Annotated in this window: 10 protein-coding genes and 4 pseudogenes; 7 read left to right on the forward strand and 7 right to left on the reverse strand. The window is 60.9% G+C overall.

The window, feature by feature from the left end; all coding sequences use genetic code 11:
• Window positions 1-98 precede the first annotated feature (98 nt).
• Both E2K80_RS07805 and E2K80_RS07810 read right to left on the reverse strand, forming a co-directional pair.
• The gene (locus tag E2K80_RS07805) at window positions 99-992 is read right to left on the reverse strand and encodes an aldo/keto reductase (RefSeq protein WP_135374298.1); all 894 of its coding nucleotides are present in this window, start codon (window positions 990-992) and stop codon (window positions 99-101) included.
• Window positions 992-2146 carry an LLM class flavin-dependent oxidoreductase gene (locus E2K80_RS07810; RefSeq protein ID WP_135374300.1) on the reverse strand — a complete coding sequence of 385 codons (1155 nt, stop codon included), beginning with the start codon at window positions 2144-2146 and terminating at the stop codon, window positions 992-994. The genes E2K80_RS07805 and E2K80_RS07810 overlap by 1 nt, the downstream gene beginning before the upstream one ends.
• Before the next feature lie 94 nt (window positions 2147-2240).
• On the opposite strand from E2K80_RS07810, the gene E2K80_RS07815 reads away from it, so the two are divergent.
• Genes E2K80_RS07815 through E2K80_RS07830 form a run of 4 tightly spaced genes read left to right on the forward strand, consistent with a single transcriptional unit; the run spans window position 2241 to window position 6046 of the window.
• The gene (locus E2K80_RS07815; RefSeq protein WP_135374302.1) at window positions 2241-2945 is read left to right on the forward strand and encodes a GntR family transcriptional regulator; all 705 of its coding nucleotides are present in this window, start codon (window positions 2241-2243) and stop codon (window positions 2943-2945) included.
• Between the two features lie 14 nt (window positions 2946-2959).
• A complete protein-coding gene (locus E2K80_RS07820) occupies window positions 2960-4039 on the forward strand; it encodes a Gfo/Idh/MocA family protein (protein WP_135374304.1) in 1080 nt (359 codons plus the stop codon).
• 40 nt (window positions 4040-4079) lie between these two features.
• A complete protein-coding gene (locus E2K80_RS07825) occupies window positions 4080-4922 on the forward strand; it encodes a BadF/BadG/BcrA/BcrD ATPase family protein (protein ID WP_135374306.1) in 843 nt (280 codons plus the stop codon).
• On the forward strand, window positions 4919-6046 hold the full coding sequence (locus E2K80_RS07830) for an N-acetylglucosamine-6-phosphate deacetylase (RefSeq protein WP_135374308.1): 1128 nt from the start codon (window positions 4919-4921) through the stop codon (window positions 6044-6046). Before E2K80_RS07825 ends, E2K80_RS07830 begins: the two co-directional genes overlap by 4 nt.
• Before the next feature lie 389 nt (window positions 6047-6435).
• Here E2K80_RS07830 and E2K80_RS07840 read toward each other — a convergent pair whose 3' ends face one another.
• Window positions 6436-7848, reverse strand: coding sequence for an FAD-binding oxidoreductase (locus tag E2K80_RS07840; protein WP_135374310.1), 1413 nt, complete (start codon window positions 7846-7848; stop codon window positions 6436-6438).
• Window positions 7849-8510: 662 nt separating this feature from the next.
• On the opposite strand from E2K80_RS07840, the pseudogene E2K80_RS07845 reads away from it, so the two are divergent.
• Window positions 8511-9373: pseudogene (locus E2K80_RS07845) on the forward strand (IS5 family transposase).
• A gap of 69 nt (window positions 9374-9442) precedes the next feature.
• Window positions 9443-10537 carry an IS630 family transposase gene (locus E2K80_RS07850; protein WP_135372316.1) on the forward strand — a complete coding sequence of 365 codons (1095 nt, stop codon included), beginning with the start codon at window positions 9443-9445 and terminating at the stop codon, window positions 10535-10537.
• Between the two features lie 23 nt (window positions 10538-10560).
• Here the strand turns inward: E2K80_RS07850 and E2K80_RS07855 are convergent.
• Both E2K80_RS07855 and E2K80_RS19530 read right to left on the reverse strand, forming a co-directional pair.
• Window positions 10561-11324, reverse strand: a protein-coding gene (locus E2K80_RS07855) for an IS5 family transposase (RefSeq protein ID WP_135372318.1) whose coding sequence is annotated in 2 segments (ribosomal slippage) — window positions 10561-10983 and window positions 10986-11324 — 762 coding nt in all. Because the reading frame shifts where the segments join, the coding sequence is not laid out codon by codon here.
• A 448-nt stretch (window positions 11325-11772) separates the two neighbouring features.
• Window positions 11773-11943 (reverse strand): annotated as a pseudogene (locus E2K80_RS19530) (IS630-like element ISSpo6 family transposase); the annotation flags it as partial.
• Window positions 11944-12008: 65 nt separating this feature from the next.
• Between E2K80_RS19530 and E2K80_RS07865 the strand changes: the two are divergent.
• Window positions 12009-12947 (forward strand): annotated as a pseudogene (locus E2K80_RS07865) (IS110 family transposase); the annotation flags it as partial.
• Window positions 12948-13010: 63 nt separating this feature from the next.
• On the opposite strand, the pseudogene E2K80_RS20045 reads toward E2K80_RS07865, so the two are convergent.
• Window positions 13011-13256: pseudogene (locus E2K80_RS20045) on the reverse strand (hypothetical protein); the annotation flags it as partial.
• 162 nt (window positions 13257-13418) lie between these two features.
• Window positions 13419-13820: a hypothetical protein gene (locus E2K80_RS07870; protein ID WP_135374312.1), complete on the reverse strand. Its 402-nt coding sequence runs from the start codon at window positions 13818-13820 to the stop codon at window positions 13419-13421.
• Between the last annotated feature and the right edge of the window lie 5 nt (window positions 13821-13825).

Consider the following 13825-nt stretch of genomic DNA (forward strand, 5'->3'; position numbering starts at 1 on the left):
CGTTTTCCTCGAGGAAAACGGCAGGGAAAACTGGAGTTTTCCCGTTCGGAATTCTGCAGAATTCCGGCAATCACGCTTCACGGCACATCCAGCCTGCCCTACGGCACCTCATGCCCCAGGGCCGCAGTATAAATCTCAAACCAGGTCTCACGATCCAGAACCACCCTTGCGGCCTCGCCGATCTTGCGAATCCGGTCCAGATTATTGGTGCCCAGCACCGGCATGATCCGCGCCGGGTGGGCCAGTAGCCAGGCCACGGCCACCGCATCCTCACCCACGCCCTGCGCCTCGGCGATGCGCGCCAGAACCGCGCGGACCGCGCCCGCATCCGGCCCGAACAGCGCACCGCCGGCCAGGGGCGACCAGGCCATGGGCGGAATGCCGCGCTCCTGCATCCAGGCAATATCGCCATTGGTGAAAGGTGCATGGCACAGCACACTGGCCTCGATCTGATTGGTCACCAGCGGGGTGGACATCACCGATTGCAGCAATGTCCAGTCATGAAGCCTGAAATTCGACACCCCCACCGCGCGGACCTTGCCGGAGGCCACCAGATCATCCAGACATGCGCCGGTTTCCCGCGCATCCATCAGCGGATCGGGCCGGTGGATCAGCAGCAGATCAATCCGGTCGGTCTGCATCAGCGCCAGCGAGGTCTCGACCGAGGCGGTGATATGCGCCGGTGATGTATCGTAATATTTCACCCGTCTGGTGGCATATTTCCCGATCGGCGCGATAATATCGCATTTGGTGACCAGTTCGACCTTGTCGCGCAGGCCGGGCGCGGCGCGAAACGCATCGCCCAGAATCTCCTCGGCGCCATAATCCCCATAGATATCCGCCTGATCCAGGGTGGTGATCCCCTGGGCCAGGCAGGCCTCGACCTTGGCCTGTACATGGGCGGGGGAGGTATCGGCATCATCGCCGATCCGCCACATCCCATAGATCAGGCGCGACAGGCTGAGCTGGTCGGAAAGGTCAATACGGTCCATCATCGTCTTTCCCCCGCGCCCAGGGCTGTCATCGGTGTTTCCGCCGGAACCCGGCCATAGGCCTCGGGCAGTGAACAGGTTTTCAGATGTGGGATCACTTTCTCTCCGAAATGCCGGCATTCATCCAGATGCGGATAGCCTGAGAAGATAAAGGCGCGAATGCCCATTTTCTGATAGGCTTCGATCTCGCTGAGGATCTGATCAGTAGAGCCCACCAGCGCCGCGCCGCAGCCTGACCGCGCACGCCCCACCCCGGTCCACAGATGCGGTTCCACATAGCCGAATTTATCGGCCAGGTCCCGGGCCTTGGCCTGATGGGCGACGCCAAGCGAAATGCTGTCATGGGCCCGGTCCCGGATCAGCTTGCCATATTCGTCATCCAGCTTGCTGGTCAGATAGTCCGCATACTCCCGTGCCTCGGCCTCGGTGTCGCGCACAATCACATGCACGCGCAACCCGTAATCCAGTGTTCTGTCATATGTTTCAGCCACTTGGTTGACGGCCTTCATGCGCTCTGCAATCTGGTCTTTCGGCTCGGGCCACATCAGATAGACATCGCAATGCTGACCGCAAAGATCCAGCGCCGCCGGGCTGTAACCGCCGAAATAGAGCAGCGGCCCGCCGGTCTGGTAAGGCTGCACCGGATCGGTCACCAGCCCTTTGAAATCATAGACCTGCCCCTGATAGTTGATCTCACCCCGGGTCCAGGCCTGTTTCAGTATCTCCACCACCTCGCGGGAGCGTTGATAGCGCAGCGCGCTTTCGGCCACCTCCCCCGGGAAGTCCGAGGAAATGATGTTCACCGTCAACCGGCCCTTCAGCATATGGTCCAGCGTGGCAATGGTGCGCGCCAGCATGATCGGCTGCATTTCACCACAACGGACTGCCGCCAGCATATTGATCCGCTCGGTGATCGGCGCGCAGCCCGCCACAAAGCTGAGCGTATCCTGCCCGACCTGATAGGAACTGGGGCAGAGGATATTTCTGAACCCCTGCTGTTCGGCCTCTTTCAGAATGGTCGAGCAATGATCCCAGCTTGAACGCAGATCGCCATCGGGCACGCCCAGAAACTGGTAATCATCAGAACAAAGGGCGGCGAACCACGAAACCTCGGCTGCGTCCAGATCGGCGGATGTCACGGGTACAACTGTCATCTCTTTCCTCCCCGGATGTGCAGTTTCGACTTGCGTAGCATCGTGTCTGATGTAGATCAATGGTATATCAATTTCCGCGCGGGAGGGCGCCGAGATGACCGAACCCGGCGCTTTACCGGCCTATTTGCAGATCAGCGAGTTGCTGATCCGCGACATCGCCGCCGGGCGTCTGGCCGAGGGGCAGCGCCTGCCGCCGGAACGGCAGATGGCGGCGGATCAGGGCGTTTCGGTTGTGACCCTGCGCAAGGCCCTGGCCGAATTGGAACGGCGCGACCTGCTGGAACGGCGGCAGGGTTCAGGCAACACGATCCGCATGGGGCAGGATGCGCGGGGGCTTTACGCATTGTTCCGGCTGGAATTGCTGACCGGTGGCGGGCTGCCCAGGGCAAAACTGCTTGATCTGGCGAAAACCCCGAAACCCGAAGATATCCCCGATATCGGCAGCAAGGCGGATTTCGCCTGGCGGATCAGACGCCTGCGATCCCTCAACGCGCAGCCGGTCGCGGTTGAGGAAATCTGGCTTGACGGGCGCTTTGCCACTGACATCCGGGCCGAGGAATTGAGCCAGTCGCTTTATCTTTACTACCGCGAAAACCTGCGCCTGACGGTGCTGCGCGCCGAAGACCGGGTGGGCATCGGCCCCATGCCCGGTTGGGTGCCCGCAGATCTGGGCCTGCCGCCGGGAACACCCGCCGGGCTGGTGGAGCGCCGGGCCTGGAGCCAGCAGAATGACCCGGCAGAGTTTTCCCGCACCTGGTTTAACACATCCCATGCGCGCTATGTCGCGCGGATCAGCTAAAAGAAAGACATCCCATGCGATACGGTATCATCGGCTGCGGCATGATGGGGCAGGAACATATCCGCAATATCCGGCTTCTGGGCGGGGCGGAGGTCACCGCGATACTTGAACCCGATGCGGGTATGCGCGCCGAGGCTCAAGGCCTGGCGCCCGATGCGGTGATATATAACAGCCTGACGGATCTGGTTGCCAACCCGGATCTGGACGCGGTGGTGATTGCCTCGCCGAACCATCAGCATCTGCCGCAGCTTGAAAAGATTGCCGCCACCCGCGCCCTGCCCGTCCTGCTGGAAAAACCGGCCTTTACGGACCCTGATGATCTGCCCCGTTTGCAGCATCTGCACAGTGCCTATCCGGCGCTGATCTGGGTGGCGATGGAATATCGCTATATGCCGCCGATTGCCCGGTTTCTTGATCTGGCGGCGGCGGAAACCGGCGGCATCCGCCTGCTCAGCATCCGCGAACACCGCTTTCCGTTTTTGCAGAAAATCGGCGACTGGAACCGGTTCAACCGCAATACCGGCGGGACGATGGTCGAAAAATGCTGCCATTTCTTCGATCTGATGCGGCTGGCCATCGGGGCGGACCCGGTGCGGGTGATCGCCAGCGCGGGCCAGGCGGTGAACCATCTGGAGGAACGCTATGGCGGCGAGGCCCCGGATATCTGGGACAATGGCTATGTCATCGTTGATTTCGCCAATGGGGCCCGCGCGATGCTGGAGCTTTGCATGTTCGCCGAAGGATCCCGCTATCAGGAGGAACTCTCTGCCGTGGGCCCGACCGGCAAACTGGAAGCGCTGGTGCCCGGCCCGATGCGGATGTGGCCCGATCATCTGGGCACGCCGCCGGTGCCCCGCGTGGTGGTCAGCCCGCGCGCCCCGCAGGGCCCGGTCGAGATCGACGTGCCGGTGGACCCGACCCTGCTGGAGGCGGGCGACCATAACGGCGCCACCTATTACCAGCACAAGTTGTTTCTGGAGGCGTTGCAGACCGGCACAGCCCCCGAAGTCAGCCTGGAAGACGGGATTGCGGCGGTCCGCATGGGGCTGGCCGCGCAGCAATCGGCGCGTGAGGGTGTTATCGTGCCTCTCTGACGGGCTGGCGGGCGCGGCCCGGCTTCCGTAGATTGGCCCCATGACAGGGCGCCTGACAATTGGAATCGATGGGGGCGGCAGCGGCTGCCGGGTGGCGCTTCGACTGCCGGATGGCGCGGTGACCCGTGCCCGGGGCGGTCCCGCCAACGCCTTCACCGATGCGGGCCGTGCAGCGGCAGAGATCACCGAAACCCTGACCCGCATGCTGGACAAGGCCGGACAGCCCCTTGCAGCCTTGCAGGATGCCCGGATCTGCGCCGGGATCGCGGGCTGCCGCCTGCCGGTTCTTGCGAAAACCCTGACCGATCGGCTGCCCTTTCCCGCGAGGATTGTCGATGACAGCGTCACCGCGCTTTACGGGGCCTTTGACGGCGGCGATGGCAGTCTGGTCAGTCTGGGCACCGGGTCGTTTTTCATCCGCAAGGCCGGGGATGAGGTGACCCATCTGGGCGGATGGGGCTTTGATCTGGGCGATGAAGCCTCGGGCGCCTGGCTGGGCCGCCGGGCGGTGACGCTCAGCCTGCAGGCGGCAGAGGGGCGGTTTGCCGAGGATGGGTTGACCAGGGCGGTGATGGCGCATTTGCCGCCCCATCCGCTGATCGACCTGAAAGATGCGGAACCTGCGGATTACGCCGCGCTGGCGCCTTTGGTCCTGCTACATAAAGACAGCCCTTTGGGAGAACGGCTTTTGTCCGAGACCCTGGCCGAGCTGCACCGGGGGTTGCACGATCTGGGTCATGTGGCCAGCGCGCCGCTGGTGCTGGGCGGCGGTTTCGGTGTGGCGCTAGCGCCCCATCTTCCCCCTGAGATGCAGGCGGGGCTGGTGCCCCCGCTTGGCACCGCCCTTGACGGCGCGCTGGCACTGGCTGAGGCGCTGCCATGACCCTGTTCAGGAACGTGGATATTCTGGATGGCGATGGCTGGCGGCGCGGTGTGGATATCACCGTCGACGATGGCCGGATTGCCGATATTCGCGATAGCATGGCCATCCCGGGCGCCCGGGTGATCTCTCCCGGTCTGGTTGATTTGCAGGTCAATGGCGGGGGCGGGCTGATGCTGGGCGACTGCCGGACCCCGGAGGATATCGGACAGATTGTGCTGGCCCATCGCCGGTTGGGCACAACCCATATCCTGCCCACCCTGATCTCGGACAGTTTTGCGGCGACCGCGCGGGTGATTGAGCTTCTGGCCAAGGCCCGGCTTTCGGTGCCGGGTCTTTCGGGTCTGCATCTGGAAGGGCCGCATCTGGCGATACCGGGGGCCCATGATCCGGGCCTGCTGCGCCCGATGAATGCGGAAGACCTGGCGCTTTATCTGAAGGCGAAAACCCGGCTTGGGACGCTGATGATCACGCTTGCCCCGGAACAGGTAAGCCTTGAGCAGATATCGACGCTGGCCGAGGCCGGGGTGATTGTTGCGCTTGGGCACGGCGCCTGCACCTATGACGACGCGATTGCCGCGTTTGAGGCCGGCGCGCGGATGGCCACACATCTGTTCAACGCCATGTCCGGCCTGCATCACCGGGCGCCGGGGCTGGCGGGCGCGGCGCTGGACCGGGCCGAAGCCTTCGGGCTGATCGCCGATGGGCATCATCTGCATGATGCGGGCCTGCGGCTGGCCGCCCGCGCCCGGCCCGATGCGGTTCTGCTGGTCAGCGATGCGATGGCCGTGGCAGGCACCGGGGCCAAGGGTTTCGCCCTGAACGGGCGGCAGATCACCCGCAAGGGCGGGCAATTGACCTTGAGCGACGGCACTTTGGCGGGCGCCGATACCAGCCTGCTGCACTGCGCCCTCTATCTGGCGAAAGTGCTGGATGTTCCCCCGGTCGAGACCCTGCCCTATGCGTTTGATGCCCCCTGGCGACTGCTGACCGGCAGCCCGAACCGGATTGCCGAGGGGGACGCGGCGGCGTTTTTCATCGGCGACAGAAATGGCCTGACCCTGTTCGATCTCGACACGCTGCACCATGTCGCGTTACCCGAACATATCGTCCGGCCCGATGACTAGGGCGGTTTGCGTTTTATATGAGGTAGATCCATCGAAAACGCGTTCGGCCCGAAGAGGATTTGCGCAGAGGGCATCGCCCGAACCGAGGGGCAGGAAGCGAAGCGCCCGCCCCGTGGGGGCGGTTCGGGCGCTGCCCGGCGGTGCCGCCGGGCGGGAGGCTGGTATAGATGTTTCAGGCAGTCGAGACGTGTTTTAATGCACCTGCCCCGTCGCAACACCGGCAATCAGCGATGCGGTGGACAGGATGCCGTCATTGGCCCCCATCACCGCCGCGCAAAGCCATCCCGCGCGACCGGATAGATGCGGTTCCTTATGGGCTGGGAAAGAAGGGGCGTCCTGCGTGCTGGCTCAGTAATTTTTTCTGTGGCTGACGCCGGGATCGGGACATGTCAGGGGGATGGCAGGCCGGTCTTGCCGGGGTTCAGGATATTCAGCGGGTCAAGCGCGGATTTGATCGCCGCCATGGCCGTCATCGCGGGATCGCCCAACTCGCGCACCAGATACTGCGCCTTGCCCTGACCGATGCCATGTTCCCCGGTACAGGTGCCATCCATGGAAATCGCCAGATCATTCAGCCAGCCGATATAGGTTTCAGAGCGCGCAACCTCGGCGCTGTCCTCGATGTCGATCAGCAGCAAGACATGGAAATTGCCATCCCCCACATGGCCGACAACCGGGGCGGTGATCCCCATTTCAGCGGCCTTTTCCTGTGCTGCGGTCACACAATCGGCCAGCCGCGAGACAGGCACACAGACATCGGTCGAGATCGCCTTGGCCCCCGGGCGCAGGGCCAGAGACGCCCAATACGCATCATGACGCGCCTGCCAGAGACGATTGCGGTCTTCCTCCCGCGCGGTGGCCTGAAAATCATGCCCGCCGAACTCTTCCGCGATCTCGCCGAATGCGTCGGCCTGTTCCTGCACACCCCTGGGGGAGCCATGGAATTCCAGCAACAGCAACGGGGTTTCCGGCAGGGTCAGCTTGGAATAGGCGTTGACGGCCTGCACGGTCAGCGCATCCAGCAACTCGATCCGCGCCACGGGCAGCCCGTATTGAATGGTGGCGATGACCGTGTTGCACGCCGCCTCGACCGACCCGAAGGAACAGGTGGCCGCCGAGGTCGCCTCGGGGATGCCCTGCAGGCGCAGCGTGATCTCGGTGATCAGCCCAAGCGTGCCTTCCGAACCCACCATCAGGCGGGTCAGGTCATACCCGGCGGAGGTTTTGCGCGCCCGGGCCGCGGTTTTCAGCACCTCGCCCGAGGCAAGCACGGCTTTCAGCGCCAGCACATTATCCTTCATCGTGCCATAACGCACCGCATTGGTGCCCGAGGCATTGGTGGCCGCCATCCCGCCAAGCGAGGCATCGGCGCCGGGATCGATCGGGAAGAACAGCCCGGTATCGCGCAGATAGGTGTTCAGCGCCTTGCGCGTCACCCCGGGCTGGATCACCACATCCATATCCTCGGGATGGACCGCAAGAATGCTGTTCATCTGGCTGAGATCAATGCAGATCCCGCCTGCGGGCGCGTTCACATGGCCTTCCAGCGAAGTGCCGGTGCCAAACGGGATCACCGGGACCTGATGGGTGGCGCAGATGCGCATGATCTCCTGCACCTCTTCGGTGGATTGGGCGAAAATCACCGCATCGGGGGGCTGGTTCCGCAACCAGGTGGTGGTGTGCCCATGCTGTTCGCGCAGGGCCTGCCCGGTCTCAAGCCGTGCACCAAAACGTTGGGTCAGAATGCCAAGCGCAGTGGCAATGCCATCTTCATTACGGGGCAGATCGGCCAACAGGGCCATGGGCGGGACTCCCTTCAGGTTCGGTATGGGGCGCAGCCTAAAGCACCCTGCCTGAAACTTGAATCACAAATACCCTGCCACGCTTCGCGTTCACAGGGTATTTGTGATGCGCGATGTCTCAGGTTTAAGGCAGCATGCTATATCTGCCGGGCTCCGGGGTGGCAATCGGCGGGTCATCCACAGGTTTTCGGGCCAAAGACCGGATCGTTATATAAATGTCATCAACGCTTTACCTGATTGACATATCGGCAGGCCAGCGTCAGCGGCATCTGCCTCACCTGTTTGAGCCTGGCAGTCTGCCCCGCCCGGGAACCGGCGCCTTGCCCCCCAAAGGCGCCGGTCACGGGATCCCGCAGAATGCGCGGCCCAAAACTCTGTCCCATGAGGCCCTGCGGGAATTTCACCCGCGCAATATGTGCATTTCATCATGATCGGGGTGGCCCAAGGGGCTGCCCCTTTTTCTTGGCCCTTTTCAGTCCAGATCAAACGCACACCGCTTTCAGGCGGAATTCTCCAGAATTCCCCGTGGAAAACTGGAGTTTTCCACCCCTCTCGACGCATCCGGCAGCGTGGCGTTTCGACTAGGGTTCGTACTCAATTGGGGGATTTCGCTTGAGTGTTTGATCTGCTTCACTCCTGTTCCAAACAGGCGGGAGATTTTGATGGCACCGAACCTTTATTGGCTCAGCGACGAGGAATGGGCATCGATCCAGCCGCATTTGCCGACCGGACGGTGTGGGGCGCGGCGGGTGGATGACAGGCGGGTTATCTCCGGCATCCTGCACATGCTCCGGACAGGTGCCCGCTGGCGCGACTGTCCGACCGATTATGGCCCCTACACCACGATCTACAATCGCTTCAACCGGTGGTCCAAGCAGGGGGTCTGGGAGGATGTTTTCTATGTCTTATCAGGCTCCTCTGGCGTGATCGGCACGACCAGCGCTGACAGCACATCGATCAAGGCACACCGTTCGGCCTCGGGCGGAAAAGGGGGGAGTATGCACAAGCCATCGGACGATCTCGCGGTGGACGGGCGACCAAGATTCATGCCGTCACCGACGAGGCGGGGAGGCCGGTTGCGCTGTGCCTGACACCGGGCCAAGCGCATGATCTGAACGGCATTGCGGAGCTTTTGACACGCATCCCGACCCCGCGCCGTCTCCTCGCAGACCGCGCCTACGACGCGCGGCGGTTGCGTGACTGGCTAAAGCGGTTTGCGTTTTAGATGAGGCAACCCCATCGAAAACCGCGTTCGAGCCGAAGGCGAGAGGCAGCGGTTTTCGATTCAGATCAAACGCAAACCGCCATCGCCGAACGCGGATGCGAATCTGTGATCCCGCCAAATCCCACGCGAAAACACCCACATTCCTATGACAGGCACGCGTATCGCGGGCGCAATGTGGTTGAGCGCATGTTCTGTCGCCTCAAGGATTTCCGCAGAATAGCAACACGTTACGATAAGCGTGCCGATGTATTCCTGTCCGCAGTCTTTCTCGTAGCCGCAATCGTTTGGTGGACCAATTGAGTCCTGACCCTAGTCACCTGGAACTGTAATTCGTATCATTGTTTGAACTGAGCTTCAGGAGGTGATGCGATGGTTGGACGGGTTGCGGATGCGGTGGTGCTGAGCGATGAAGAGCGCCGCTTTCTCGAAGGTCAGGTTCGGCAGCACAAGACGCCCCGGTCTTTGTCGGATCGCTGTCGGATGATCCTGTTGTGCGCCGAGGGGCTGCCCAGCAAGGAAGTGGCTGCACAGCTTGGCGTGCACGAGCACACGGTGGGCAAATGGCGCAGGCGTTTTGCACAGGATCGGATCGAAGGCCTCACCGACGAATACCGCCCCGGTCGCCCGCGCACGGTGTCGGATGAACAGGTGGCCGAGGTGATCGAGCGCACGCTGAACACCATGCCAAAGGACGCAACCCACTGGTCGATCCGCTCAATGGCTGCCGCGACGGGGCTGTCTCACACAACAATTCGGCGGATTTGGAACGCATTCGGGCTACAGCCACACCGCAGCGAGACTTTCAAACTCTCAACCGATCCGCTGTTCGTGGACAAGGTGCAGGATATTGTCGGGTTGTACCTGTCGCCGCCGAACCGGGCTATCGTGTTGTGCGTAGACGAGAAATCCCAGATTCAAGCGCTGGATCGGGAACAGCCGGTCCTGCCCATGGCGCCCGGCGTGGCTGAGCGGAGAACTCACACTTACATCCGCCACGGTACGACCTCGCTCTTTGCCGCTCTGGATATTGCCACCGGTGCCGTGATCGGAAAGTGCTACAAACGGCATCGTGCAACAGAGTTTCCGGACTTTCTCAAAAAGATCGACCGGCACGTGCCCGCAGGCCCCGACGTGCATATCGTCATGGACAATTATGCCACCCACAAGACGCCGAGGGTCAAGGCTTGGCTGGCGCGCCGCCCGCATTGGCACGTCCACTTCACGCCTACGTCAGCGTCATGGATCAACCAGGTGGACCGCTGGTTCGCCGAATTGACCCGCAAGCAGCTACAGCGGGGCGTGCACCGATCAACCGTAGAGTTGGAGGCCGACATTGTGGCATTCATCGAGGCCCACAACGAGAACCCAACGCCGTACAAGTGGGTCAAATCCGCAGACGAAATCCTCGCATCCGTCAAACGGTTCTGCCAGCAAACTCAGCAAACCTTATGCCGCGAACTTTAGATACAGGTGACTAGGGCGTAGACTCATAAGAACCAAATCACTGTAGCGGCGATGTGGGCGGCCGCGAGGAAGGTGTTGGGGCATCGGAATGTGCGCAGGCTGAGTTGTCGCCAGTCTTTCAGGCGATTGAACATGCGCTCTACGATATTGCGGGTTTTGTAGAGATCTGCGTCATATTCAAACTGCACCTTGCGGTTTTTGCGGGGCGGGATGCAGGCTGTTGCCTCTGCCTTGGTCAGCCAGTCACGCAGGTGATTGGCGTCATAGCCACGGTCCGCGATGACGGTGCAGCCTTTGGCGACATAGGGTTCAAGGCACTGGCGTGCTTGGGAAATATCGGCCCGATTTCCCGCAGTCAGCCCCAAGTGAACCGGGCAACCGCCACCGTCGCAAACCAGATGCAGCTTCGAATTCAGCCCGCCTTTGGTCTTGCCGATGCTCCGTCCGCCCGGGCTGTTTTTTTGACACCGTTCGCTGCGATCCGATGCGTTTTGACATGGCTCGCATCGATCATGAGTGTCGACAGGTCGGCCGTCTCGCGCGCCAGCGCGTCAAAGACACGTTCGAAAACGCCTGCCTCGGACCAACGTTTCCAGCGGTTGTAGAGCGTCTTTGCCGGGCCATATTCGGGCGGCACATCGGACCAGCGATAGCCTCGCTGGATACAGAAAATGATCCCGGACAAGACACGACGATCATCCACCCGTGGCACGCCTCGGGGCTTGTTTGGCAGCAAAGGACTGATTTTATTGAACTGTTCTTCGGTGAGCCGGAAATTCGACGACATGAAACCTCCCAGATTTCACATCTTGAAGCACATCGCCATTTATAGGTCTACGCCCTAGGGTCAGGCCCCCTTAAATCCATGCCATCAGTTTGGCAGATTTTTTCGCGTGACGAGGCGCAGGGCTGCCGGAATAGAGCAGAAATCGTTTAATCTGAATCAAAATTCGCTGCCTTTCGATCAGCAAGCGCTGATCTCAAACGCGAATTTTGATGAGCGATGGTGCAGAATAAAACGATTTCGCTTTAGTGGTTCTATTTCAAAGGCCTGCAACGATGCTCACGCGGGACATCCGCCAAACCCGAAGGGCGCCGATTTCACATCATCTCAGCGGCGTGCGCCGCTTGACCGTAGAACACCTATGGCCGGCGCGCCGCAAACCACTGATATGTCGTGAAATCGGCGCTGACGGTATGGATTTAAGGGGGCCTGACCCTAAAGCATCCGACTTTTAACTTGAGACATATCCGGCAGCCTTAAAGTAGTTCCAGCATTCGTCTGGCGTGTAGAGGTCACAGATTTCTGTGAGAGCGTGGAACGTGTCAGTGAAGGTTCGAGCGCCGATCCTGCGTAGGTGTGCTTTGAGTTTCGAGAACGCCATCTCAATTGATGGTGTGGATGGCTCCTGCTCCCGGCGTCGCGATGCGCCATGATGGGGTGTCATTGTCCCAACTTGAGGAGCCATCCATGAATGAAGTTAGCACAGTCGGCGTCGACCTCGCCAAGAATGTCATACAGATCCATGGCGTTGATTGCGACGGGAATGTTGTGGTTCGGCGTCAGCTGCGGAGAGGTCAGTTTCTCACGTTCTTCGAAGAGCGCCCAGCATGCCTGATCGGCATCGAGGCGTGTTCGGGATCCCATCACTGGGGACGACAACGACAAGAGATGGGCCACGCGGTCCGACTGATGCCGCCGTCCTATGTGAAGCCCTACGTCAAGCGGAACAAGACAGATGCGGCCGATGCGGAGGCAATCTGCGAAGCGGTCACCCGGCCTTCGATGCGGTTTGTTCCCGTGAAGAGCGAGGCGGACTCCGCGGCGCTTGTCCTGCACCGGGCGCGGGATTTTCTCGTCGGTCAGGTCACGCAAACCGGCAACGCGATCCGCGCTCACATGGCTGAGTTTGGTATCGTTACGGCGAAGGGATCAAAGCGCGTCGCGAGCCTGGCAGAGGAGTTGGACGCCTTGCCCGAGGCCGCGCGCCTTCCGCTCCGGGTGTTGTTCGATCAACTGGCAGAGACGCAATCGCGAATCGAGCAGCTGACCGACGAGATCAAGGAGGTTCACCGGCACAACGAAGTGAGCCGCCGTCTGGCATCGATCCCAGGCGTCGGCGTGCTGACCGCAACCGCGATTGCCGCAACGACACCGGATGTCAGCAATTTCGGCTCGGCGCGGGACTATGCTGCCTGGCTCGGCCTGACGCCGAAGCAGCACTCGACCGGCGGGAAGCCCCGAAGCGGTGGCATCTCGAAGATGGGCAACCGTTATATCCGGCGCCTGCTTTACCTTGGGGCCATGGCGCAGATCATGGTCCGGCGCAGAAGTCGCCACATGGGCACCGACTGGCTGTCGCGAAAGCTGGCGACAAAGGAGACAAGGGTCGTTGCGATCGCCTTGGCGATAGGCAAGTTGATTGAGATTGCTGGCAATCCGCGATTGCCCCAGCAGAGCCAATGCCTCAGCCGCTGCCTTCTTTTCCTCAACCTGATCCGCTGGACGGGTCTTTCTCAGCTTGGCATCCTCAGCAAAGACACAAGCCCGCACATAAGCACTGAGTGTCATGCCCGCCGCGAGCTCTTCCAACCGTGCCCGTTCATGGGGCGTCAGGCGCAGGGTGAGCGGCGACAATGTGGTACGCGCCTTTTGCTTGGACGCTTTTGAGAACACAGGCGCGACGTTGGGATCTTTCGATGATGCAAGACGGGTCATGGCGCAGGCTCCTCAAATGAAGAAGCCAGCCCCGGATCGTCCTCACCTTGATCTGGAGCATCTTTCGCCGCCTCAGCAAACGCCGCCAACCTGTGGATAACTTCCGGCTCAGTCCGAAGAATGCTTGTCCATTCCTCCAATTCTGTCAGGATCTGATCGCACTCAGAAGGTTCTAGGTTTGTCTTCTCCGGTGCACCATTTCACATTTTGATGTGAAATCCGCGAAAACTCAAACATTACAGATACTTGTGGAGTTCGAAGTCCGGTTTTTCGATCATACACCAAAGGCGCTTTGAAGGCCGTTTTCAGGATGGTTTTGCGCACGGTCAGTGAGCCGTTTTCATAGATATTCCAAGGGCTTGACAGGAAGTCGCGCAAAAGTTCGAACACGTCGCCCATCTTTGCTTTTGGTTTCGATTCATGCGCCATTTTATCGTTCATCAGCAGCTTTTCCTCTTCCAGCGTTTCGATTTTTCCTTCAAGCGCCGCTATGACCTTTGGGTTTGAGGTTTCGACCAACCGTTCGAGTAAGCCATCTTGTTGCTTGTCGAACGGTTGGCTCAAGCTCA

The organism is Rhodophyticola sp. CCM32, from assembly GCF_004751985.1.
Taxonomy (GTDB): domain Bacteria; phylum Pseudomonadota; class Alphaproteobacteria; order Rhodobacterales; family Rhodobacteraceae; genus Rhodophyticola.

Excerpts from the sequence above, each read along its gene's own strand:
- E2K80_RS07805 (WP_135374298.1), bottom strand. The coding sequence starts at position 992 with ATGGACCGTATTGACCTTTCCGACCAGCTCAGCCTGTCGCGCCTGATC.
- E2K80_RS07810 (WP_135374300.1), bottom strand. The coding sequence starts at position 2,146 with ATGACAGTTGTACCCGTGACATCCGCCGATCTGGACGCAGCCGAGGTT.
- E2K80_RS07815 (WP_135374302.1), top strand. The coding sequence starts at position 2,241 with ATGACCGAACCCGGCGCTTTACCGGCCTATTTGCAGATCAGCGAGTTG.
- E2K80_RS07820 (WP_135374304.1), top strand. The coding sequence starts at position 2,960 with ATGCGATACGGTATCATCGGCTGCGGCATGATGGGGCAGGAACATATC.
- E2K80_RS07825 (WP_135374306.1), top strand. The coding sequence starts at position 4,080 with ATGACAGGGCGCCTGACAATTGGAATCGATGGGGGCGGCAGCGGCTGC.
- E2K80_RS07830 (WP_135374308.1), top strand. The coding sequence starts at position 4,919 with ATGACCCTGTTCAGGAACGTGGATATTCTGGATGGCGATGGCTGGCGG.
- E2K80_RS07840 (WP_135374310.1), bottom strand. The coding sequence starts at position 7,848 with ATGGCCCTGTTGGCCGATCTGCCCCGTAATGAAGATGGCATTGCCACT.
- E2K80_RS07850 (WP_135372316.1), top strand. The coding sequence starts at position 9,443 with ATGGTTGGACGGGTTGCGGATGCGGTGGTGCTGAGCGATGAAGAGCGC.